The following is a 22,491-nucleotide window of genomic DNA, read 5'->3' as shown; positions in this document are numbered from 1 at the left end:
GGGCCGCCGGTGTGCAGGCCGACCTTGAAGCCCATTGCGCGGACCTCGGCCATGGCGGCGCCGAGCGCCCGCTGGGCGGTGGGCTCGCCACCGGAGAAGACCACGGCGTCCAGCAGGCCGCGGCGGCGCGCGAGGAAGTCCAGCACCTCGGGCCAGGTGGGCTCGCTCGGGCCGTGCGCGTCCTGGAGGTCGGCGTTGTGGCAGTAGGGGCAGCGCCAGGGGCAGCCGCGGCAGTAGACGACGGCGGCCAGCTCGCCCGGGTAGTCGAGGCTGGTGAGCGGGGTGAGGCCGCCCAGACGCAGCTGATCGGCACTTGGCGCAAATCTGCTCATTACCGATGGGTCCCTGGTTTGACGCTGCATGTTCAAATCGGACTGGCTGGTGCCGCGGCTCTGCCGCGGCACCGGGCTTTAGCGGCTATGCCGCCGGGGGCCGCGCTGGTGCTGCGGTACTGCGCGCACCCTGGGCGGCAGAGCCGCCAAGACGACGTGCCAAGGCGGAGCCTCGGCACGAGTCAATGCCTCTCAGGCGGCCTCGGCGCGGCGCGGACGACCTGCGTGGACGCCGCTCGGCTGCTCGCTGAAGCAGACGCGGTCGCGGTGCTCGGACTGCTTGCCCGCGTTGAAGGCGCTCACCGGCCGGTGGTAGCCCATGACGCGGGTCCAGACCTCGCAGCGGGTACGTTCTTCGTCGTGGATTTCGATGTTATCAATCGCCATTGCTTCGCTCCTCGTTGGTTACAAATACTCGAATACTTCGCCGGCGATTCAGGGTGCTCCCTTTGGCGAGGGCCCAGAGCCGAGCGCCAAGGAAGCCGCCTTGGTGTGTGCTCAACCGATCAGCGCGGTCGGCACCTCTTCAGCCTCACCGCTCGCCTCTCGCAACTCGCTCCGTTTCTTTTCGATCAGCTCCGCATCGCACTTGGGGCAGAACTCGTGCTCGCCCTCGATGTAGCCGTGGTGCGGGCAGATGGAGAAGGTGGGCGTGACGGTGATGTAGGGCAGGCGGAAATTGGTGAGCGCGCGGCGCACCAGGCGCTTGCAGGCATCGGTTGAGCTGACCTGCTCACCCATGTAGAGGTGCAGCACGGTGCCGCCGGTGTATTTGGATTGCAGCTCCTGCTGGGCATCCAACGCCTCGAAGGCGTCGTCGGTGAAGCCCACCGGCAGTTGGGACGAATTGGTGTAGTACGGCGCCTGCTCGGTGCCGGCCTGGATGATGCCCGGGAAGCGCTTCTTGTCCTCGCGGGCGAAGCGGTAGGTGGTCCCCTCCGCCGGGGTCGCCTCCAGGTTGTACATGTGCCCCGTTTCCTCCTGGAACTGCACCATGCGCGCGCGCACGTGGTCCAGCAGCCGCGCTGCGAAGGCGTGGCCCCAGCTGGTGGTGATGTCCTCGGCGTCACCGGTGAAGTTGCGGATCAGCTCGTTGATGCCGTTGACACCAATGGTGCTGAAGTGATTGCGCAGGGTGCCGAGGTAGCGCTTGGTGTAGGGAAACAATCCGGCGTCCATGTGCCGCTGGATGACCTTGCGCTTCAATTCCAGACTCTTTTTCGCAAGCTCCATCAGCTCCTCGATGCGCGCCAGCAGGCCCGCCTCGTCGCCGGCGTGGGTGAAGCCCAGACGCGCGCAATTGATGGTGACCACGCCGAGTGAGCCCGTCTGCTCCGCCGAGCCGAAGAGCCCATTCCCGCGGGCCAGCAGCTCACGCAGGTCCAGCTGCAGCCGGCAGCACATGCTGCGCACCATGTTGGGCGAGAGCTCGGAGTTGATGAAGTTCTGGAAGTACGGCAACCCGTACTTGGCCGTCATGGCGAACAGCAGCTCCGCGTTCTCGCTCTCCCACGGGAAGTCCGGCGTGATGTTGTAGGTCGGGATCGGGAAGGTGAAGATCCGGCCCTTGGCGTCGCCCTCGGTCATCACCTCGATGTAGGCGCGGTTGATCATGTCCATCTCGGCCTGGAGCTCGCCGTAGGTGAAGGCTTGCTCCTCGCCGCCGATGACGGGAACCTGATCGCGCAGGTCTTCGGGGCAGACCCAGTCGAAGGTCAGGTTCGTGAACGGTGTATTGCCGGTGATGAACACCTTGCCGCGGCGGCGGGCCACGAAGGTGCCGTTGCGCGTGGTCGGGCACCAGACCTTGCCGCGATAGGGCTTGCGCTCGATGAGCTGGATGTAGGTCTCGCGATTGCGGATGATGTTCAGCACGTGGACGCCGGAGTCCTTGCGCGTATACACGGTGCTGCCGAAGCCTGCCAGCGCGCACAGCTCCTGCAGGGCGTCCAGGTTGTCCTGGTCCTTGGTGTAGATGCGCGCCCGGCCGTCCGCCTCGATGCTGCCGTCACCCTTGATGTAGGTGTCCAGGAACAGGCGGATCTGGCGCGCGGACAAGGTGCGGATCAGCGGCGGCACGCACTTGCGGTCCAGATGGCGCAGCACCAGCTCGCTGCCCTCGCTGTTCAGACGGTAGCGGCAGACGGGGTGATTCGCGTAGGTGCCGGTCTGCTGCCGCTCGTGCCAGGTGAGGCCCATCTCCGTCAGCAGCCATTCGATCTCCGCGGCATACTCGCGATTGCCGGTGGATTGCCACAGGCTGACCCAACGGCGGCCGTCGTGCCGGTCGATGTTGCCCTCCGCCAACACCCAGGCGAGCAGCATCACCAGGTTGTCGTCCACCTCGATCTCGGAGGCCGTCTCCCAGGCGTTCGGCACGATCACCGGCGAGCGCAGCCTGGCGACGTCTTCGATGTCCTCCAGGATCCAGCGATTCTCGGAATTGAAGACCTTGCGGACGACCTTGTGCCGCGGCGTCACCCATTGCTCCTGGGTGCGGTTGCGCAGCACGTACATGTCGCCGTCGAAGTCGTAGGCGGTGATCGCCAAGGGCGCCAGGTACTCTAAGCGGTTCTTCCGCCAATCGAAGGTGGCGATGCGCTCGCCCTCGCCGATCTGGTCGTGGCGCTTCCAGCCATGCTCCGTGAGGCACTCGGTCTCCGCGTCGACGCACTGGCAACCCCAGCGGCTCGGCACATTCAGGTTGTAGATCAGCTCCTGGATGTACTGCTTGACCTGCTTGTAGGGCAGCCGGTCGATGCGCACGTAGGGCGCCATGTAGGTGTCGAAGCTGGAGAAGGCCTGGGCGCCGGCCCATTCGTTCTGGAGTGTGCCGAGGAAGTTCACGATCTGTCCGACCGCGCTCGACATGTGCTTGGGCGGGCCGGCCTCCACCTTGCCGGGGACACCGTTGAGGCCCTCCGTCAGCAGGGTGCGCAGGGACCAGCCGGCGCAATAGCCGGCGAGCATGTCAAGGTCATGGATATGCAGATCGCCGTTGCGGTGCGCCTCGCCCACCTGCGGCGGGTAGACATGGGAGAGCCAGTAGTTCGCGACCATCTTGCCGGCGGTGTTCAGAATCAGCCCGCCCAGGCTGTAGCCCTGGTTGGCGTTGGCCGACACGCGCCAGTCGGAGCGGTCCAGGTACTCGTTGATGGAGCTCGACACGTCCACCAGGGTGCGGCGGTCTGCGCGCAGCTTGGCGCGCTGCTCGCGGTAGACGATGTAGGAGCGGGCGGTCTCGAAGTGGTTGGCACTGATCAACGTCTGCTCGACCACGTCCTGGATGCCCTCGATGTCCGGCATGGACCGCCGTCCGTCGGCGCCGGCGCGGCCATAGCGATGCGCCAGCACCTTCACCACCTGCGCCGTCAGCAGCTTCGCCTCCAGCTCGTCGAATTCACCCGTGGCGCGACCGGCGCGCAGGATGGCGGATTCGATCCTGCCCGCGTCGAACGGCACCTCGGTGCCGTCGCGCTTGGCGACGCACGTCGGCAGCACTGCCAAAGTCTTGGTTTCCGCGCCCATCCGTCAAGCTCCTGTACCCGGGGTCTACACTATATATTGTGGCAGAGATTATAGAGATGGCTAGATATAGCGAAAGCCCCTGATCGACAGACGGTTGATGCCGGTCACGGGCGAGGCCGTGCATGCCGGCGCTTCAGACACTTGCACAGGGCTCGCACGCGCACCGCCCGCCCGACGCCCGGCATGCGCCCGCCCGCCGCCAGCGCCGGCCCGGACGCCATCGGTCAAGCTGCAACCGCGTCCGCCTTCAGGCCGGCGTAAACTATGGGGCCAGCATGCGCCCAGGCGCGGGCTCACAATACGAGCCGCCGCGCACGCGGCGACGGAGATACCCCCTCATGACAGCGCGCATCGGTTTCATCGGTCTCGGCATCATGGGCCGGCCCATGGCCCTGAATCTGCTCGCCGCAGGCCACGACCTCGCCGTCTATGCCCGCCGGCCCGAGACCCTCGCCCCCCTCACCGACGCGGGTGCCCGCGCCTGCGCAAGCCCGGCCGAGGTGGCGCGCGAGACGGACATCGTCTTCACCATGCTCGCGGATACGCCGGATGTGGTGGAGGTCGTCCTCGGCACCGGGGCCGACGCCGACGCCGCACAGCGCGAGCGCGCGGTGCTGGCGGGCATCCGCCCCGGCGGCATCGTGGTGGACATGAGCACCATCTCACCCTCGGTGACCCGGGACATCGCCGCAGCGCTCGGTGCCGCCGGGGCGGAGATGCTGGACGCCCCGGTCTCAGGCGGCGACATCGGTGCCCGCGACGGCACCCTGTCTATCATGGTGGGCGGGCCCGCCGACGCCTTCGCCCGGGTCAAGCCCCTGTTCCAAGTTATGGGCCGGCAAGTGGTGCACATCGGCGACCACGGCGCGGGCCAGGTCTGCAAGGCCTGCAATCAGATCGTGGTGGGCCAGACCATCGCCGGCGTCGGCGAGGCGCTGCTGCTCGCGGAGGCCGCCGGCGTGGACGGCGCCCGCGTGCGCGAGGCGCTGCTCGGCGGCTTCGCCGGCAGCCGCATCCTGGAGGTGCACGGTCAGCGCATGCTGGCGGGCGACTACCGGCCCGGCTTCAAGGCCGCCCTGCACCAGAAGGACATGCGCATCGTCCAGGAGGCCGCTCACGAGCTGGGGCTGGGCCTGCCCGGCACGGCGCTGGTGACACAGCTCCTGAACGCCCTGGTGGGCCAGGGCGAGGGCGGGCTCGACTCGGCAGCGCTGCATCTGGCGCAGCGGCGCCTCAACGCCCGCGACGATCCGGCGTGACACGAGACCCGGGCGCCCAGGCGGTCCACCGCCCAGCCTGAGCCGCAGCCCGCGCCGGCCGGTCCCAAGGCCAGCTTGCGGGCGGCTTGGATCGCAGCTCCCCCGGCAGCGAGCTTATGAAGATCGACATCGACGTCCACGATCCCAGCCGGCTCGACACGCTCTCCGAGGCCGAGCTGGACGCTCTGCCCGTGGGCGCCATCCGCGTGGACGCCGACGGCAAGATCCTGTTCTACAGCCGCACCGAGGCGAGCCTCACCGGCCGCGTCCGGGACGAGGTGCTGGGGCGCAATTTCTTCCGCGACGTGGCCCCCTGCACCGCGGTGCCTGAGTTCTACGGCCGCTTCCGCCAGGGCGTGCTGGCGGGCCAGCTCTCCAGCACCTTCGAGTTCGTCTACGACTTCGACATGCACCCGGTGCGGGTGCGTATCCACATGCGCGATGCGCAGAGCGACGGCGAGTACTGGATCATCGTCGAGCCGCTGCAGCGGCTACCGCAACGCGCCGCCCCAGCCGCCGCACCAGCCGCCGTCGCGACCGCAGCGGGCGTGACCGCAGCGCCGCAAGCGACGGTCGGCGACGGCACGGCGCTGAGCGCGGTCTCCGTGGACCTGACCCGCTGCGACGAAGAGCCCATTGCGCACTGCGCTGCGCTGCAGCCCTACGGCTGCCTGCTGGTGCTGGCGCCGGACAGCCTGCGGGTCATCGCCGCCGGCGCCAACACCGAGCGCTTCCTCGGCCTGCACCCGGAGGCCGTGCTCGGCGCCGCGATCGATACCCTGCTGCCCGCCGGCGACGGCGGCGTCGCTGCCTGCCTGCAGGATGCACGGGAAGACCCGGACACCTTCTGCCCGCAGGCCTTCCGCGCCCCGCCCCAGCCGCGGGTTCCAGACCTGGCGCTCGACCTGCGGCTCACCCCCTGGCGCGGCCGGCTGCTGCTGGAGATCGAGCCGCATGCACCCATGGCCGCGGACGCGCAGCTCGCGGCCTTCGACTTCGGCGCCCTCGGCCGGGACCTGCTCGCGCAGCCCGACATCGAGGTGCTCTGTGCGCGCCTGGTCCGGGCAGTGCGCCGGCTCACCGGCTTCGAGCGCGTGCTCGCCTACCGCTTCAGCCCGGACTGGGACGGCATCGTCATCGCCGAGGACTGCGCCCCCGACGCCCTGCCCTCTGTGCTCGGGCTGCGCTACGCCGCCTCCGATATCCCTGCCCAAGCCCGTGCCCTGTACGCAGAGACCCCGTTACGCCACGCGCCGAGCCGCGACCACGTGGAGGTACCGCTGCTGGCAGCCGAGGGGGCGCCCACGGACATCGACATCGGCGCCGCGCAGCTGCGCGCCCTGTCGCCGATTCACCGTGCCTACCTCGAGGAGCAGGGCGTCAACGGCAGCCTGACGCTCTCCATCGTCTGCGACGGCCGGCTCTGGGGCCTGGTGATCTGCCATCATCGCCGCCCCCACCCCATCACCGTGGCGCTGCGCCGACGGCTTGCGGAGCTGGCGGGGCTGGTGTCGGCACGCGTCGCGCTGCTGGAGGAGCGCGCCCAGCTGCAGGCCCGACAGGAGGGCGTGGCAGCGGTCAACGGCATCATCGGCCGCGTGGACATCCGCAAGCCCTTCCCGCAGGGCTTCATCGGCAACGAGGCCCTGCTGCGCGGCCTCTTCGCCGCGGATGCGGTGCAGATCTTCCACGGCGAGACGCCACTGCTCGACCCGGGCGGCCTCGCCCTCGACGAGGCCGAGCAGCGCGCCCTGCTCGGCTTCCTGCGCGGACACGGCGGCGGCATCTGGAGCACGGACTGCCTATCGTGCTTATTCGGACCGGCGGCGGCCTATCCGCAGCGGCTCGCGGGCGTGATTGCCGTGTTCATCGGCCCGGCCGAGGACTACGTGCTCCTCGTCGGCCGCCGGCGCACACGCCTGAAGGTGCGCTGGGGCGCCCAGCCGGGGGCTCTCGCGCTGGCGCTCGCCGCAACCGGCGGCAGCGACGCGGGCGGCAGCCGCTTCGAGCCCTGGGAAGAAGAGCGCACCCACCACGCCCGCCCCTGGAGCCAGGCCGAGCTCGGCACCGCCGAGGCGCTGCGCAACCTGACCCAGGAAGTGATCGTCGGCAGTGCCGCGCACTTCGAGGTGCTGGCGCTGCGCGACGGCCTCACCGGCCTACCGAACCGCGAGCGCTTCCGCCAGATCCTCGCCGCCACCATCGATCAAGCCGAGGCCAGCGGGACCATGTTCGGTCTCGGTCTGCTGGACATCGACCACTTCAAGACCATCAACGACACCCTGGGCCACGACAAGGGGGACGTGCTGCTCGCGGCCGCCGCCAAACGCATCGTCGCCGCACTCCCGGACGGCGCGGTGGTGGCACGGCTCGGCGGCGACGAGTTCGCTCTGCTGCTGCCCATGGGCCACGAGGACGCCCTGGATGCCATGCCGCAGCGGGTGGTGCAGGCCTTCCACGGCCCCATTGCCGTCGGCGACGACCGGTTCGCGGTGACCGTCTCCCTCGGCGTCACCCTGGGCCACGGCGGCTCCCAGGGCACCGAGCTGCTGAAGCAGGCGGACCTCGCCCTCTACCAGGCCAAGGACGCGGGACGCAACTGCGTGCGCGCCTTCGACAGCGGCCTGCAGCAGCGCGCCCTGGCCCGGCTTGAGATCGCACGCGAGATCCTCGGCCGCTCCCCGGACAGCGCCGTGGAGATCCTGCTGCAGCCGCAGGTGCCCATCACCGCCAACCACCCGGCGCCGCGCTTCGAGGTGCTGGCGCGCTGGCGCACCACCGACGGCCGGCTGCTGCAGCCGCTGGACTTCATCGACGCTGCGCAGCAGAACGGTCTGCTGCGCGCGGTGACCGACGCGGTGCTGACGCGCACGGTGCGCCTGCTGCGCGAGCACCAGCGCGAAGGCGGCGCGGGCATGCTGCTGGCTGTCAATGTCACCGCGGTGGACCTGGAGGCGCGCTGGTTCGCGCGCTCGCTGTTGCAGTCCCTCGCCGATGCCGCGGTGGACCCGGCGCGGCTGGAGATCGAGATTGCCGAAGCCGTGCTGCTGCGCATGACGCCGAGTGTGCGCGAGTCCCTGCGCCAGCTCAGCGCCGGCGGCATCCGCCTCGCGCTCGACGACTTCGGCAGCGGCTTCAGCTCCATGGCGCATTTGCGCGAGCTCGACATCTCCACCCTCAAGATCGACCGCGCCTTCGTGCGCAGCGTCACCGGCGAGCAGGATCGGCGCCTGGTGGCGGGCATGGTGGCCATGGCCCACTCGCTCGGCAAGCAGGTGGTGGCCGAAGGGGTGGAGCGCATCACCGAGCTGGAGATACTGCGCCGCCTCGGCTGCGACTGGGGCCAGGGTTATCTGTGGTCCGAGCCCCTGACGCCGGAGCAGGCCTGCACCGGCGCCTGGCGCCCCGCCCGGCGCAGTTGACCACAGCAGCAAGCGCATTTCGGGACCGGGCTCAACGGCAGCGCCGCGCAGATCACTACAATCGACGTATTCAGCGCGTCATCGGCTCGTGCCCCATGACACACAGATCCACCAGCGTCTTCGCGGCCTCCGCCGGCGGGTTCCGCTTCTACCATTTCGTCGCAGCGGGCGTCGCCGTGCTGCTGGCGGCCGGCGCTGTCGGGGCACTCGGGGTCGCAGGTGGCCTCGCGCAGGCCACGGCAGCCGCGCCGACGCTCTGGTGGCTCCCCCCCGCGACCCTGCTGGAGCCCTTTCTGCTGCTGCTCCTGGGCACGGTGGCCGCCGCCTGCGCGCTCTGCCTGTGGACCGTGACCCGTTATGAGCGTCGGCTGGCGCTCTATGCCGAGAGCCGCGCGCGCAATCGCGCCATCGTTGACAACATGCTGGACGGCGCCATCCACGTCGACGCCGCCGGGCGGGTGGTGGGCATGAACGCCGCCGCCGAGCGGATCTTCGGTTTTCGCGCCGCAGAGCTGAAGGGGCAGCCCTTCCCGCTGCTGTTCCCGCCGCCCCTGCGTGAGCGGTTGGAGGCAGAGATGCAGGCGCACCCGGATGTCGGCCTGCCGCCGGTGCTGGTGGGCCGCCACCGCGCACCGGGTCGTCGGCGCGACGGCACGCAGGTGGACCTGTCCCTGTCGGTCACTGAAGTGCATGTGGGCGGCTGGCTGGTCTACACGGCCGTGGTGCGCGAGCTCGACGGCGCGCCGGAGCCGCTGCCGGAGATACGGATCGGGGCGGCAGCGCAGGCACACTGAGCCGGTGCTTGCGCAGGACCGGGGCCGGCGCGGCGCGCGCGCCGGGCCGTCGCCGCGGCTCACCAATCCGCCGGCTTGCCGGCGGGCGTCTGCGGCAGGCTCGCGCCCACGTCGATGCGCCGTGGGCGCTCCGCCGGGCGCAGCCGCGCCGCGAGCCAGGGGTCGAGTGCCCGGCGCAGCGCCAGCGCATCCGCATCCGGGTCCGCGGGCACCACAAAGGCCTTCAACCTGACGGCAACGTCTTCGCCGAAGGGGCGCACTGCCGCATCCGCCACCGCCGGGTGGGTCAGCAGCACGTCCCGGACCCGGCCCGGGAAGACGTTCTCGCCCGCCACCTGCACGGCCCCATCCAGGCGCCCGTGCACGCGAAAGCGGCGGCGATCCACCCATTCCCAACGGTCCTGCGCGATGCAGGGCTCGCCCAGCGTGCGCAGCAGACGCGCCCGGCCAGGCTCGGGAATCCACCAGGGCAGCAGCGTGAAGGGCGCTGCAGCGCTCAAGCGGCTGCCGATACCGGCGCATTCACTGCTGCCGTAAACCTCCAGCACCCGGCTCACCCCGGCGTCGGCCAACGCCGCCCAGACGAAGTCCGGGCACTGGCCCGTGGAGGTGACGGCACGGACATTCGCCGCGGCCCCGGCATCCGCGGCAGCCAGGGCAAAAAAGCCCGGGTGCCCCACCAGCAGATCCCCGGGCTCGGTGCGGGCGAGGACACCGGCGGGGAGCGCCCCGCGCACGTCGATGACGTCGATGCCGAGCTGCGCCGGCAGCATCACGGTGAACAGGAAGCCGTAGATGTGGTGGCAGGGCACGGCGCGCAGCACGCGGCGCGGCGTGCCCAGCTGCCCGGCCCAGTGCGTCACCTCCTGCACCAGCGCGGCCATCTCGTGGGGGCACCGTTGCGGGCGGCCCGTGGAGCCGGAGGTGAAGAACGCGATGTATGCGTCGTCCCGGCAGCGCCCCTCGATGACCGTCTCGGCCCAGGTGGCGAGTCGCGGCTCGGCCAGCAGCCGCCGGTCAAGGTCATGGTGGTGCAGCCCGAAGCGCAGCGACACGGCCGTGGCCAGGTCGAGGAGCTCGATGGAGTCGAGTGCCAGCTCCGCCAGTGGGTCCCCGGAGTCCGGGGCATTCGAAGCATCCGGGGCATCCGGCGACACCACCGGAGACGGCACCGCGGGCACGGCACCCGGGCGCAGCCGGCGCAGCTCGTCGCGCAACAGGTCCGCGAGCACCGCGCGCACCCAACGCGGTCGCCACCAGGGGGCGAGCGGCGGATCGTGCGGGCTCATGTCCGCGTGCCCCCGGTGCCATCGCGCCCGCCGCCGAAGTGCGTCTCGAAGACCGCGAGCAAGGCCGCATCGCCGCGCTGCGCCAGCCGCTCGTGGAGCGCCTGCGCGACGCGGCGGTGGCCCCGGTGCACACCGAGCTCCTCGATGACCCGGCGCGCGGTGCCCGCATCCGCGTCCGCCGCGAGCGTCGTCAGCCAGTCGAGTGCCCGGGGCGTGCGCGCCAGGGCGGCGGCGCGCAGCAGAGTCCGGTCACGGTCACTGCGCAGCGGCTCCGCCTCCCAGCGCCGGCGCAGCAGGTCGACGGCGGCATCGAGCTTGGACTCGCCGAGGGCCAGGGCCGCCAGCTCCGCGAGCACCGGGTCCGAAGGCGGCGCCTCGTCCAGCCAGCGGCCCACGAAGGCCGGTGCCGTCTCCGGCGCCAGCCCGAGCAGGCTGCGGAAGCACTCGCCGGTGACCTCCGGCTCCGCGTCGCCGAGCAGGGCCTTGGTACGCAGCACCGCCTCGGCGGCCCGCGGCTCGGTGCAGCCGATGGCGCGGACGGCGCCGGCGCGGACCCGATGCTCAGGGTCCACCAGCAGATCCACCAGGTCCGCCAGCGCATCCGCGTCGCCGCTGGCGGCAAGCCCCATAGCGCAGCTGGCGCGCACGTCCGCGGCGGTGTCGACGCTGCCGCCCCAGACGGGCTCCGGCTGACGCAGCGCGATGCCCTCCCGGTAGAAGGTCGCGTCCAGGCAGTCCAGGGCCACCAGCGCGCGGGCGATGGCACCCTTGGCCAGGCAGCCCGGGTCCCGCTTGTGATCCAGCGCCGCAAAGCGGCGGAAGGCATCCATCAGCGCAGGCTCCAGCGCATAGTGCAGGCCATCGGCGGCGACCTCGGCCGCACGCGCGACGACGCGGTAATGGCGGTGGGCCAGCGCCTCGCTGAGGCGCTCCGCATCCGGGCGCTCGTCCAGCGCCTGCAACAGGGCGGCGGGGGCGGTGCCGGCCGCACTGCCGCCGCGACGGCGGGCCTGGCCCGCGGACTGCGGCTGCGACTGGTCTGGTCCGTTACTCGGCATCGGTGCATGTCTCCGCGCTTGACCCCATCATTCTGCCCGGAAGCGGCGCACGCTGCCGCCCCCGCCGCCGCACAATCGGGCCCAGCCCTTGATCGGCGGCAGAAGCAAGGTATAACGTGCCGCAGGCGGTGGAGCCCAACCGACCACCGCCGCAGCCGTCCGCCGGTGGCGCCGCCGTCCACCAGCGCAGCCCAACAGCGCCGCACAGCAATCCCGGCCACAGCACCCACGCCAGCCACCGCCCAACCGCCATGGAACCCGCTGTCCACACCGGCCGAGAACCGGCCGCGCATCCGTCGGCCGACCTGGAGCCGGACACCACGCGCTGGCGTCTGCCGGACCTGCTGGACTTCGATTACTACGTGGACCGCGACGAGCAGCGCATGCGCGGGGACCCCGCAGAGCGTAAACGGCTCGCCGAGCGCGACCGCCGTCTGTACCGCGAGCGCATCGCCGCTGAGATCCGCGCACCGGAGCACACGCCCGCGCACCGCAGCGCGGCGCTGCGCCGCTGGCTCGGCATCCGCCGCGGCGGCGAGGACCCGGCCATCCGCGCCCTGCTGCCGGGCTCCGCCTTCGCCCGCGGGCAGCGGCTGGTCGCCATCGGCCTCTCGGTGCTGGGCTTCATGGCCGGCATCGGCGTCGCCTCCGCCCTGCTCCAGTACGAGGGCGACCAGCCGGTGAATGTCTCCTGGTACGTCTTCGTCCTGGTGATTCTGCAGGTGCTGCTGCTGGCAGGCACCGCCGCGGCCTGGTACAGCCGGCGCTCGCGCGCGGTGCAGACAGCGGTGCAGGACCTCTCCCTCATCAGCCATCTGCTGAAGCCCATGTTCGGCGCCGCCGCACGCTGGGTGCAGCGCCAGCGCCTGGCGCATCTGCCGCCCGACGTGCGCGAGCAGGCCAAGGCGCGGCAGGGGCTGCTCTCGGGTCACTTCGCCCTGTACGGCCCGGCCGCCTACCTGCCGATGCTGATTCCGGCCCAGCTCTTCGGCATCGGCTTCAATGTCGGCGCCATCCTGACCACCGTCGCGCTGGAATGGTTCACCGACCTGGCCTTCGGCTGGGGCTCGGCGCTGGACGTGCAGCCCGGCACCATCCACGCGCTCGCGCACATCATCGCCCTGCCCTGGTCCTGGCTGCTCGGCGAGGGCACCGGCCTGCCGACGCTGGAGCAGGTGCAAGGCACCCGCATCAGCCTGAAGGACCCGCTGTTCATCATGGACGCAGCGCACCTGCGCTCCTGGCGCTGGTTCCTCGCGCTCGCGGTCTTCACCTATGGCCTGCTGCCGCGGCTCGTGCTGCTCGGGGTGTCGGTGCTGACGGTGCGCCGCACCCTCGCCGCGCTGCCGTTCACGCACCAGCGCACACAGGCGCTCTACGCCCGCATGATCACGCCGCAGCTGGAGACGGCCGGCGGCAGCGGCCACGGCCCGGAGATGCCGATCCCGGGGCCGCTGACGCCGAAGAACGTCCCGCGTGCAGCGCCGCGTGCAGAGCCGCCGCCGGCAGCGACCACCCCGGCACCTCCGAAGCAGGCGCAGCCGCCCACGAGCGCCGCCACACCCACGTCCGCTGCGCGCACCGGTGGCGGGTCGCCAGCCCCGGCAGCCGGGACAAAGCCCCGCCCAACGGCACCGACGCGGCAGCCCCCGCAACGCCCGGCGGCGGCGCCTGAGCCCAAGGGCAGAGCACCCGCCGAGAAAGCGCCGCAGCCCCAGCCGAGTGCCCCGGCGGCGCGTGCCAAGCCCGCCGCCGGCGAAGCCGCGCAGGCCAAGGCGCCGCCCCCGGCGTCCTCGCCGACACCGGCCACGCCGCCGCAAGCCCCGGAGCCCGCAGCCGCTGGGTCGCCAGCCCCCACTCCCCCAGCCCCCACTCCTCCAGTGCCCGCAGGGGACCTGCGCAGAGCCAGGGGCGAGGCCGCCATCGCCCCGGATGCCTGCCTGCTGCTGATGCACGTGGATGTTGCGGACATGCTGGAGCCCGACGACCATGCCCGCCTGCAGCAGCTGCTGCATGGCCATTCCGGCTGGCGGGTGGCGGGCAGCGCCACCTTCGGCGGCGGCAGCGCCATGGCCAATCAGGCGCTCAGCATGATCGAAGCCGCCGAGTGGCAGGCGCCACCCGCCCGGGTGGCACTGCTCTCGGACGGCTCGCAGCCGCCCATCACCGAGACGCTGCGCTTTCTGCGTGCGGTGCGCGCGGCGGCGGGTGAGCATGCACAGCTGCTGCTGGTGCTGGTGGGAGATCCGGACGGCGACGACCCCCTGCCGCCGCTCGCGGAGTTCGACTTCCAGGACTGGCAGCACAAGCTGGAGCAGCTGGGTGACCCCTACCTGCGCCTGGAGATGCTGGCGGGCCCCGCCGAGGAGGCAGAGTGATGGCAAGCGCAGGCCGCGTCCAGATGCCCAGGCGACAGGGCAGCAGCGAGCGCGCGGGCGCGCGGCCGAGGCACGCCGTGGACGCCGCCGACCAGGTGCCGGTGCTGGCCATCATGGGCCACCCGAATGCGGGCAAGTCGTCGGTGGTGGCAACCCTTACCGAGAACGACCGCATCGCCATCGACAAGCGCGCCGGCACCACCACCACCACGGATGAGTATCCGGTGATCATCGACGGCCGGACCGTCATGATGTTCGTGGACACACCGGGCTTCCAGAATCCGAGCGACATCCTGGAATGGTTCCAGGCCCATGCGGACGAGCCGGACCTCGCCGGCGCCTTCCTCGCCGCCTACGGCGACGACCCCATGTTCAGCCACGACTGCGCCCTGCTCCGCCCCGTGGCCGACGGCGCCGGCATCATCCTGGTGGTGGACGGCTCCAAGCGCATCAAAGAGAAGGACCGCACCGAGATGGAGCTGCTGCGTCTCACCGGGCGCCCGCGCATGGCCATCCTGAACAACCTGAGCAAATTCACGAAGCACATGCCGGCGTGGCAGGACGCGCTGAACAAGTCCTTCAACTCGGTGCGCGAGTTCAACGCCCACCGCGCCACCTATGCCGAGCGCCTCGCCCTGCTGGGCGCCCTCAAGACCATCGACCAGCGCTGGGAGCCCATGCTGGAGGAGACCATCCGGGCCTTCCGCGAGGACTGGGCGCGGCGCATCGAGCAGAGCACCGACACCATCGTCCAGCTCATGAAGGACGCGCTGACCAAGCGCGTCACCCGGGTCGTCAAGGTGGACGACATCGCCTCCGACGATCAGCGCGATGCCATTCAGCGCCAGCTCACCGAGGCCCTGCAACAGGCCCTGCGCCAGCTGGAGGTGGACGCGCAGCAGGCCATCCGCCGGCACTTCCGGCACAACGTCTGGGACCTGCCGCCGACGTCACTGTTGGCCAAGGATCTGTTTTCGGAGGAGGTGGAAGAGGCCCTGGGGCTGCGTCAGCGCCAACTGGCCATTGCCGGTGCGGCCGCCGGCGCCGTCTCCGGCGGCGCCATCGACCTGGGCGTGGGCGGCCTGTCCTTCGGCACCGGCGCCCTCATCGGCGGACTGGTGGGCGGCGCCCTGGGCGTGCTGGGCGGCGCCGCGCTGGCCAAGGTGGACATCCAGCGCACCCTCGGCGTGGAGCGCTTCTCCATAGGGCCGGTCACCAACCCGCGCTTTCCCTTCGTGCTGCTGGACCGGATCATTCTCTACGCCGCTCGGGCCATGAACTGGGCCCACGGCCGACAGGCCGCGGACGAGGCGGCGCCCAACCGCGTTCCGGACCGGGAGCTCGGGCGCAAGCGGGGCTTCACCGAGAGCCTGAGCGCCGAGGACCACCGCACCCTGGCCAGGTTCTTCGCCGCTGCCCGCAAGGGCAAGGACGACACCCCGCACGAGGAGAAGAGCCGCGAGATCATCAACAGCATCCTGCGCAGCCTGTCCACCAGCGACGTGAATACGCGCATTCACCTCTGACGAGGGAGCGGCAGCCTCGCCGCGATGACTTCCCTCTGCTGTGGGAGCGGCATCCTCGCCGCGATAACCGCCGACGCCACCGTCGCGGCAGGGATGCCGCTCCTGCGGGCGGGCGGACTGCGGCCGCGACCCCTCAGCTTGCCCCTGCGTCCGTCGCCGGCGCCGCCTGGGCCGGCTGCGACCCGGCGTCGCCGCCGCTCTCGCGGGCCACCAGGTGGTCAATGACCTCGAACATGCGCGTGTTGCTGCCGGTCTGGGTGGCACTGGTGACGTATTTGCCGTTGACGACCATGGACGGCACGCCGTCGATGCGGTAGCGGCGCACCAGGTCCGCAGACTTGCGCACCTGCATGTCCACCGGGAAGGAATTGTAGGCGGCGCGGAACTTCGCCGCGTCGATGCCCTGCTCGGCGGCGAAGGCGATGATCTGGTCCTCGGTGAAGATCTTGCGGCGCTCGTCGTGCAGGGCCTTGAACAACGGCTCGTGCAGCTTGTCCAGCTCGCCCAGCTGCTCGGCGGCGAAGTAGGCCTTCGCATGCGGCACCCAGCGCGGCGACGCGGCCGCGGGCAGGCGGCGGAAGCTCACCCCCGCGGGCTTGTCGTCAAGCCAGCGCTTGATTTGGGGCTCCAGCTGCCAGCAGTGCGGGCAGCCGTACCAGAAGAATTCCAGCACCTCGACATCGTCACCCGCCTCGGCACGGGCGGGCTCCGCCACCAGGCGGTAGTCGATGCCCTCGTCAAAGCTCTCCGCCGCCGCGGCGGCGAGGGCCAGTAGGAGCAAGGCGAGCAGCATACCCGCCCGTGCCGGCAGCGGGACGCGGCGCAGCATGCGCAGTTGAGTGTTCATGGCGTAGGCCTCCTCTGTCGATGGTCGCGAAGTGCACGGCGCGCATGACACGCCGGCGCTGAATTCGGGCGGCTGGGGCTCGAGCGCCGCTGCGCCGAGCCGAACGGTTGTGGTCCAGATGGCTCTTGCAGTGCCGCACAGCCCGCACCCGGGGCCGACGGCGTCAGCCCTGCTGCCGGCCATGTCGTATACCCAGCCGCCGCCAATGCCAGATGTGGGCGCCCGCCCGCAAGGCACAGGCGCCGGCCGCGGCTCAGGCGGCGACGGCCGGATGCACCAGGTAATCCAGCACCAGCCCCAGGAAGACCGCCATGCCGAAGTAGTTGTTGTTCAGGAAGGCGATGAAGCAGCGTTTCGGGTTGCGCTCGCGAATCAGCCATTGCTGGTAGACCGCGAGCAGGGCCGCGACGCCAAGGCCGGCAAAGTACATGAGTCCCCGGCCGGCGGCGGCCCCCACCCAGACGAGCATGGCCAGCATCAGCACCTGCAGCAGGCCGACGATGAGCCGATCATAGCGCCCGAACAGGATGGCCGTGGACTTGATGCCGATCCTGAGATCGTCCGCGCGGTCCACCATGGCGTACTCGGTGTCGTAGATGAGCGCCCAAACGACCGTGGCGGCGAACAGCACCCAGGCGAAGGCCGGGATGTCCGCCTGGATAGCCATGAAGGCCATGGGCACGGCCCAGCCGAAGGCCGCACCCAGAAAGAGCTGCGGGAAGTGCGTGTAGCGCTTCATGAACGGATAGATGGTCGCCAGCACCACGGCCACCACGGACAATGCCACCGTCTGCCAGTTGAGCAGCAGCACCAGGCCGAAGGCGATGAGGCTCAGCACCACGAAGACGGCCACCGCCTCCGCCGGCGAGATGATGCCGAGCGCCAATGGCCGGGCATTGGTGCGCGCCACATGGCCGTCGAAGTCCCGGTCCGCATAGTCGTTGATGGCGCAGCCCGCCGAGCGCATCAGCACCACGCCGGCGATGAAGATCAGCACCACGCCCCAGGGCGGGTGACCGGCGCCCGCGAGCCACAGCGCCCACAGCGACGGCCACATCAGCAGGAAGATACCGATGGGCTTGTTGAGCCGTACCAGCCGCACATAGGCATCCAGGCGCTCGCGCAGACTGGGTGAGTCCGTGCCCGCGCGGGGCCTGCCGAGCTTGATCTCCGGGAGGCTCATGGTGGCGAATCTCCGCGCCCCGCGGTGGCGGCTCTCCGAGGAGCGACGGGCACCGGCAGGGCGTGCAAAAAGCCGGGATTATCGCACAGCGCCGGAGCCGGTTGGCGCGGGCGCGGCACTTGGCGGCGCGCCGGTGTCGCGCTCAGATGGCGTCCAGGGCCTCCGCCAACGACAGCACCGGCTTGATCGTCAGGCCCTCGATGCCGCCCTTGGGCACATTCGCCCGCGGCGCGATGGCCTGCTTCAGTCCGTGCTTGGCCGCCTCCCGCAGCCGGTCAGGACCGTTCGGCACCGGCCGGATCTCACCGGAGAGGCCGATCTCGCCGAACACGGCCAGGTCCAGCGGCAGCGGGCGGTCACGGTGACTGGAGAGCACCGCGAGCAGCAGGGCCAGGTCGGCGGCGGTCTCGGTGACGCGCACACCGCCGACGGCGTTGACGAAGACATCCTGATCGAACATGCCCACACCGCCGTGGCGGTGCAGCACCGCGAGCAGCATGGCGAGCCGGTTCTGCTCCAGCCCCACGGCCACCCGCCGCGGGTTGGCAAGCGGGCTTTGATCCACCAGCGCCTGCACCTCCACCAGCATGGGGCGGGTGCCCTCGCGGGTCACCAGCACCACGGAGCCCGGCACCGGCCGGTCGTGACGGGAAAGGAAAATCGCCGAGGGGTTGCGCACCTCGCGCAGGCCGCGGTCGGTCATGGCGAAGACGCCGAGCTCGTTGACGGCGCCGAAGCGGTTCTTGACGGCGCGGATGAGCCGGTGGGCGCCGTCCGGCTCACCCTCGAAGTAGAGCACCGTGTCCACCATGTGCTCCAGCACCCGCGGCCCCGCCAGTGCACCCTCCTTGGTGACGTGCCCCACCAGGAAGACCGTGGTGTCAGTGAGCTTGGCGAAGCGCACCAGCTGGGCAGCGGTCTCCCGCACCTGCGAGACGCTGCCCGGGGCGGACGCGAGGGTATCCGTCCACAGGGTCTGGATGGAATCGACGATGAGCACCCGTGGGCGCTCCGCGGCGGCGGTGGCCAGGATCTGCTCGACGCCGGTCTCTGCCAGCAGCCTGAGCGACCCGGCCTGCGCGGCGTCGTCGGCGGCGAGGCCCAGCCGATGCGCGCGCAGACTCACCTGCTGCGGGGATTCCTCGCCCGTGACATAGAGCACCGGCGCGCGGGCGCCGACAGCCGCCGCGGCCTGCAGCAGCAGGGTGGACTTGCCGATGCCCGGATCACCGCCGATGAGCACCACCGAGCCCGGCACCAGACCGCCGCCGAGCACCCGATCCAGCTCCGTAAGGCCGCTCGGCGCACGGGTCTGCTGCTGCGGTGACACGTCTGCAAGCGAAAGCACCGCGCCCGGGCTGACCGCAGCGCCGCCCTGCCCGCCACCCCCGGCCCAGCCGCCGCGGGCGGGCGCGGTGGGCGCCGCCGGCGCCTCCTCGATGCTGTTCCAGGCACCGCAGTCCGGGCACTGCCCGGACCACTTCGGCTGCTGCGCGCCGCAGGCGTTGCAGACGTAAGCGCTGCGGGGCTTCTTCGGACGTGGCGGCATGTCGTCCTGCGTGCTGTGGGCCCGGCCTGCGGCCGCGATCCTCAAGGCGGCTTCGCTCAGTAACCCTCGTCGCCGTAGAGATTGTCGGCGAGATTCTCGAACTTGGTGTACTGCCCCAGGAAGGCGAGCTTGACGGTGCCGATGGGGCCGTTTCTTTGCTTGCCGATGATGATCTCGGCGACCCCCTTGTCCGGGCTGTCCTCGTTGTAAACCTCATCGCGGTAGATGAACACGATCAGGTCCGCATCCTGCTCGATGGCGCCGGATTCCCGCAGGTCGGACATCACCGGGCGCTTGTTCGGGCGCTGCTCCAGGGAGCGGTTCAGCTGCGACAGGGCCACCACCGGCACGTTCAGCTCCTTGGCCAGGGACTTGAGCGCGCGGCTGATGGCGGAGATCTCCGTCGCGCGGTTCTCGCCCTCGGTGGGAGCTTGCATCAGCTGCAGGTAGTCGATGACGATGAGTCCGAGCTCCTGCTCCTTGCGCTGCAGCTCCCGCTGCAGGCGGCGCACCCGCGCGCGCACCTCCGTCGGCGACAGCGCCGGGGTGTCGTCGATGTGCATGGGCGCCTGGGAGAGGATGTGCACGGCGGAGGTGAGCCGGGGCCAGTCCTCGTCCGTGAGCTTGCCGGTACGCACCCGGTGCTGGTCGATCTGCCCCAGCGACGACATCATGCGCATGGCGAGCGAGTCCCCGGGCATCTCCATGCTGAACACGGCCACGCCCTTGGCGGTCTTGATGGCGACATTCTCCGCCATGTTCATGGCGAAGCTGGTCTTGCCCATGGACGGCCGGCCGGCGACGATGATCAGGTCCGCCGGCTGCAGCCCGGAGGTCTTCATGTCGAAGTCCATGAAGCCCGTGGGCAGCCCGGTGATGGGCTCGTCACGGTGGTAGAGCTCGTCGATCTTGTCCACCGCGAGCTTGAGCAGGCTCTCGATGGGCTGAAACCCGCCGCCGCGGGCTAGCTGCTCGGCGATGCCGAAGACCTTGGCCTCCGCCGCATCGAGGATCTCCGCCTCGGAGCGCCCGCCGGTGTCGAAGGCGAGATCTGCAATGCCCGTGCCGGCCTTGATGAGCTGGCGCAGCACCGAGTTGAAGCGGATGATGCGGGCATAGTGCGCGGCATTGGCGGCGCTCGCCGTGTTGCGGTCGATCTCGGCGAGGTAGTCCATGCCGCCCACGTCATCGAGCAGCTTGCGCTTCTCCAGCGCCTCCGCCAGCGTCACGACATCGAAGGGCTGATCGGCGTCCGCCAGCAGCGCCACCGCGCGGAAGACGAGCTGGTGCTCGCGACGGTAGAAGTCCACCTCCCGCACCTTGTCCGCCACCAGCTCCCAGGTGCCGTTCTCCAGCATGAGCGCGCCCAGCAGCGACTGCTCCGCCTGCACATTGTGCGGCGGGATGCGCATGCCCTCGAAGGCGCCGCCGCCGAAGGCATCACCGCCGAAGGGGGCATCCTCCGGGACTGGCTGATCATCGGGCTCCACGGCGGCATCCTCCTGTTTTTTCAAGGTAAAAGTCACCAAGCCGGCGACAACGGAGGCCGGGATGACCGAGGCTGGGACCGCCACAGATTGTGGGCCGAGACCACCGACCCGACAAGCCCGAAGCCATGGCGATGAGCATGGGGAGGACGCGGTGACAGCAGACCCAACACCCCGTTTCGCCTGCAATAAAAACGGGGACGGTATGCTTAATTTTCCTTTAAAGCAGGGACAGCGGCGCGGAAACGGTTCAAATTAAGTTTACCGTCCCCTTAATTCGGGGTGTAGAAAGCGGCGGCAATTAAGTTTACCGTCCCTGAATTTGTCCCCTGGAATTTGTCCCCTGAATTTGCAGCATTCAAGGCGACAGTGCACCGAGCCCCCGAGCTGCCGGGGTTTCGATGGACTGCCCCTCAAGCGCTTCGTCCCCGGGGTTGAGGGCCGGGGATGGTGGGCCGATCAGTCGCCCGGGACGACCTCGACGAGGATGACGACGCTGACGTCGGAGTGCAGGTGGACTTCCACCTCGTACTCGCCGATGTTGCGGAAGGCGCCCTGGGGCAGGCGCACCTCGCTCTTGGCCACCTCGTAGCCGGCGTCGGTGAGGGCGCCCGCGATGTCGGCGGTGCCCACTGAGCCGAACAGGCGGCCCTCGTCGCCCGCCTTGCGCGGGATGGTGACGGTGAGCCCTTCCAGGTTTTCGCGGCGCTGCTCGGCGTAGGCCACCGCCTCGGCGGCCTGGGCCTCGAGCTCGGCACGGCGCGCCTCGAAGGCCTTCAGGTTGTCTTCGGTGGCGGGCACGGCGGCGCCCTGCGGGATCAGATAATTGCGGCCGAAGCCCGGGCGCACGGCGACCTTGTCACCGAGATCGCCGAGTCCGCCGACCTTTTTCAGCAGGATGATGTCCACTTCGGTCTCCTCAGGAGATGCGGTTCACACGCTGGCGGCGCTGCAAGTCGGCGGCGGGCGACCGTGCCGCCCACAGCCGACAGGCCCGTCAGTGCCCGTCGGTGTAAGGCAGCAGTGCGAGGTAGCGGGCGCGCTTGACGGCGTCGGCGAGCTGGCGCTGGTACTTGGCGGAGGTGCCGGTGATGCGGCTCGGCACGATCTTGCCGGACTCGCTCACGTAGGCCTTGAGCAGGTTGAGATCCTTGTAATCGATCTCGGTGATGCCTTCGGCGGTGAACCGGCAGTAGCGCTTGCGGCGGAAGAAACGGGCCATGATGGGTGTCCTCTGGCAGCAGGTTGGGCGGCGTCAGTCGTCGCGGCGCGGCCGCGGGGCCTCGTCGTCTCGGCGGCTGCGGCGCTCACCGCCGCGGTCGCCGCGCTCGCCGCGATCACTGCGCTCCTCGCCGCCCTCCTCCTCGCTCTTCAGCAGCGGTGACGGCTCGGTGACGGCGGCATCCCGCCGGATGATCAGGTTGCGCAGCACGGCGTCGTTGAACCGGAAGGCGTTTTCCAGCTCGTCCAGGGCCTCCTTGTCGCACTCGATGTTCATGAGCACATAGTGCGCCTTGTGGACCTTGTTGATGGGATAAGCGAGCTGGCGCCGACCCCAGTCCTCCAGCCGGTGAACCCGGCCGCCGCGCCCTTCCAGATTGCCGCGATACCGGTCGATCATGGCCGGCACCTGCTCGCTCTGGCTCGGGTGCACCAGAAAAACCACTTCGTAATGTCGCATTGGGCTCCTCACGGATCATGAGCCTCCCGTCGGCGGGCGTGCCCGGGCCGCGGTGAGGCAAGGAGAACGCCGCGTGAGCGGCGAAGCCGGCCATTGTGCGCTGTTCTGCCCGGTGGATCAACCGGCTCGGCGTCTTTGTGCCGGCGCATGCCCGGAAC

17 protein-coding genes are annotated in these 22,491 nt (G+C 70.3%); 5 read left to right on the top strand and 12 right to left on the bottom strand.

Going from position 1 to position 22,491, the window contains the following annotated elements; genetic code table 11:
• The 3 genes from QZ607_RS20175 to QZ607_RS20165 all read right to left on the bottom strand — a co-directional run.
• A partial coding sequence (locus tag QZ607_RS20175; protein ID WP_295886335.1) for an anaerobic ribonucleoside-triphosphate reductase activating protein occupies positions 1–332 on the bottom strand: 332 nt, incomplete at its 3' end.
• Positions 333–524: 192 nt separating this feature from the next.
• The gene (gene nrdD / locus QZ607_RS20170; RefSeq protein ID WP_295886333.1) at positions 525–719 is read right to left on the bottom strand and encodes an anaerobic ribonucleoside-triphosphate reductase; all 195 of its coding nucleotides are present in this window, start codon (positions 717–719) and stop codon (positions 525–527) included.
• Positions 720–830: 111 nt separating this feature from the next.
• Entirely contained in the window at positions 831–3,860 is a 3,030-nt protein-coding gene (locus QZ607_RS20165) for a ribonucleoside triphosphate reductase (protein WP_295886331.1), read from the bottom strand.
• Positions 3,861–4,198: 338 nt separating this feature from the next.
• On the opposite strand from QZ607_RS20165, the gene QZ607_RS20160 reads away from it, so the two are divergent.
• From QZ607_RS20160 to QZ607_RS20150, 3 genes are all read left to right on the top strand, one after another.
• A complete protein-coding gene (locus QZ607_RS20160) occupies positions 4,199–5,119 on the top strand; it encodes an NAD(P)-dependent oxidoreductase (RefSeq protein ID WP_295886329.1) in 921 nt (306 codons plus the stop codon).
• 116 nt (positions 5,120–5,235) lie between these two features.
• Entirely contained in the window at positions 5,236–8,541 is a 3,306-nt protein-coding gene (locus QZ607_RS20155) for an EAL domain-containing protein (RefSeq protein ID WP_295886327.1), read from the top strand.
• 95 nt (positions 8,542–8,636) lie between these two features.
• Entirely contained in the window at positions 8,637–9,335 is a 699-nt protein-coding gene (locus tag QZ607_RS20150; RefSeq protein ID WP_295886325.1) for a PAS domain S-box protein, read from the top strand.
• A gap of 59 nt (positions 9,336–9,394) precedes the next feature.
• Here the strand turns inward: QZ607_RS20150 and QZ607_RS20145 are convergent, their stop codons facing one another.
• Together QZ607_RS20145 and QZ607_RS20140 are read right to left on the bottom strand one after the other, a co-directional pair.
• Positions 9,395–10,624, bottom strand: coding sequence for an AMP-binding protein (locus tag QZ607_RS20145; RefSeq protein ID WP_295886323.1), 1,230 nt, complete (start codon positions 10,622–10,624; stop codon positions 9,395–9,397).
• Entirely contained in the window at positions 10,621–11,682 is a 1,062-nt protein-coding gene (locus QZ607_RS20140) for a HEAT repeat domain-containing protein (RefSeq protein WP_295886322.1), read from the bottom strand. Before QZ607_RS20140 ends, QZ607_RS20145 begins: the two co-directional genes overlap by 4 nt.
• A gap of 251 nt (positions 11,683–11,933) precedes the next feature.
• Here QZ607_RS20140 and QZ607_RS20135 point away from each other — a divergent pair, with 251 nt between their 5' ends.
• Together QZ607_RS20135 and QZ607_RS20130 are read left to right on the top strand one after the other, a co-directional pair.
• On the top strand, positions 11,934–14,060 hold the full coding sequence (locus QZ607_RS20135) for a DUF2868 domain-containing protein (protein ID WP_295886321.1): 2,127 nt from the start codon (positions 11,934–11,936) through the stop codon (positions 14,058–14,060).
• Positions 14,060–15,586, top strand: coding sequence for a GTPase/DUF3482 domain-containing protein (locus tag QZ607_RS20130; RefSeq protein WP_367268227.1), 1,527 nt, complete (start codon positions 14,060–14,062; stop codon positions 15,584–15,586). Before QZ607_RS20135 ends, QZ607_RS20130 begins: the two co-directional genes overlap by 1 nt.
• A gap of 133 nt (positions 15,587–15,719) precedes the next feature.
• Here QZ607_RS20130 and QZ607_RS20125 read toward each other — a convergent pair whose 3' ends face one another.
• The 7 genes from QZ607_RS20125 to rpsF form a co-directional block, all read right to left on the bottom strand.
• On the bottom strand, positions 15,720–16,433 hold the full coding sequence (locus QZ607_RS20125) for a thiol:disulfide interchange protein DsbA/DsbL (protein WP_295886320.1): 714 nt from the start codon (positions 16,431–16,433) through the stop codon (positions 15,720–15,722).
• Positions 16,434–16,686: 253 nt separating this feature from the next.
• Complete coding sequence (ubiA, locus tag QZ607_RS20120; protein ID WP_295886319.1) at positions 16,687–17,616, bottom strand: 4-hydroxybenzoate octaprenyltransferase; 930 nt, start codon at positions 17,614–17,616, stop codon at positions 16,687–16,689.
• Positions 17,617–17,758: 142 nt separating this feature from the next.
• Positions 17,759–19,165, bottom strand: coding sequence for a DNA repair protein RadA (radA, locus tag QZ607_RS20115; protein WP_295886318.1), 1,407 nt, complete (start codon positions 19,163–19,165; stop codon positions 17,759–17,761).
• Between the two features lie 56 nt (positions 19,166–19,221).
• Complete coding sequence (dnaB, locus tag QZ607_RS20110) at positions 19,222–20,577, bottom strand: replicative DNA helicase (protein WP_295886337.1); 1,356 nt, start codon at positions 20,575–20,577, stop codon at positions 19,222–19,224.
• Between the two features lie 534 nt (positions 20,578–21,111).
• Positions 21,112–21,561, bottom strand: coding sequence for a 50S ribosomal protein L9 (rplI, locus tag QZ607_RS20105; RefSeq protein ID WP_295886316.1), 450 nt, complete (start codon positions 21,559–21,561; stop codon positions 21,112–21,114).
• A gap of 88 nt (positions 21,562–21,649) precedes the next feature.
• Positions 21,650–21,874, bottom strand: coding sequence for a 30S ribosomal protein S18 (rpsR, locus tag QZ607_RS20100; RefSeq protein ID WP_200237904.1), 225 nt, complete (start codon positions 21,872–21,874; stop codon positions 21,650–21,652).
• Positions 21,875–21,907: 33 nt separating this feature from the next.
• Positions 21,908–22,333, bottom strand: a complete 426-nt coding sequence (gene rpsF, locus QZ607_RS20095; RefSeq protein WP_295886314.1) for a 30S ribosomal protein S6 — start codon at positions 22,331–22,333, stop codon at positions 21,908–21,910.
• Positions 22,334–22,491: the final 158 nt, after the last annotated feature.

Origin of the sequence: uncultured Thiohalocapsa sp., from assembly GCF_913063425.1 — a bacterium.
In the GTDB taxonomy this organism is placed as follows: domain Bacteria; phylum Pseudomonadota; class Gammaproteobacteria; order Chromatiales; family Chromatiaceae; genus Thiohalocapsa.
Note: the sequence above shows the minus strand (reverse complement) of the source record. Positions and strands in the feature narration are given on the sequence as shown.